The following is a 797-nucleotide window of genomic DNA, read 5'->3' as shown; positions in this document are numbered from 1 at the left end:
TTAAGTCCCGCAACGAGCGCAACCCTTGTCGTTAGTTACTACCATTAAGTTGAGGACTCTAGCGAGACTGCCTGGGTTAACCAGGAGGAAGGTGGGGATGACGTCAAATCATCATGCCCCTTATGTGTAGGGCTACACACGTGCTACAATGGCTGGTACAGAGAGATGCAATACCGCGAGGTGGAGCCAAACTTAAAAACCAGTCTCAGTTCGGATTGTAGGCTGAAACTCGCCTACATGAAGCTGGAGTTACTAGTAATCGCGAATCAGAATGTCGCGGTGAATACGTTCCCGGGTCTTGTACACACCGCCCGTCACACCATGAGAGTTGGCAATACCCGAAGTCCGTGAGCTAACCGCAAGGAGGCAGCGGCCGAAGGTAGGGTCAGCGATTGGGGTGAAGTCGTAACAAGGTAGCCGTAGGAGAACCTGCGGCTGGATCACCTCCTTTCTAAGGAATACATCTTAGGACAACTAAGATTACAATGAATTCTGGATAATATCTCTGTTTAATTTTGAGAGACTATCTCTCAAAATTGTTCTTTGAAAATTGCACATAATTTAATTTATAGAAACAACAAGCCAAATTGGCAAAACCAATTTCTATTCTTTGTAAAATGAGAACTATAACTAATATAGGTCAAGCTACAAAGGGCGCATGGTGAATGCCTTGGCATCAGGAGCCGATGAAGGACGTGATAAGCTGCGATAAGCTTCGGGGAGGAGCAAATATCCATTGATCCGGAGATCTCTGAATGGGGAAACCCACATGAGCAAACCTCATGTATCCATACGCC

Annotated in this window: 2 rRNA genes (1 of these 2 cut by a window edge); both read left to right on the top strand. The window is 46.2% G+C overall.

What is annotated here, in order from left to right:
* Positions 1-451 (top strand): 16S ribosomal RNA (locus tag ABHR63_RS09890); the annotation flags it as partial.
* Between the two features lie 187 nt (positions 452-638).
* Positions 639-797: ribosomal RNA gene (locus ABHR63_RS09885) — 23S ribosomal RNA — on the top strand; it runs 2,745 nt beyond the window's last position.

Source organism: Collinsella aerofaciens, assembly GCF_039752775.1.
Classification (GTDB): domain Bacteria; phylum Actinomycetota; class Coriobacteriia; order Coriobacteriales; family Coriobacteriaceae; genus Collinsella; species Collinsella aerofaciens_R.
This window is presented reverse-complemented; position numbering and strand designations above follow the sequence as displayed.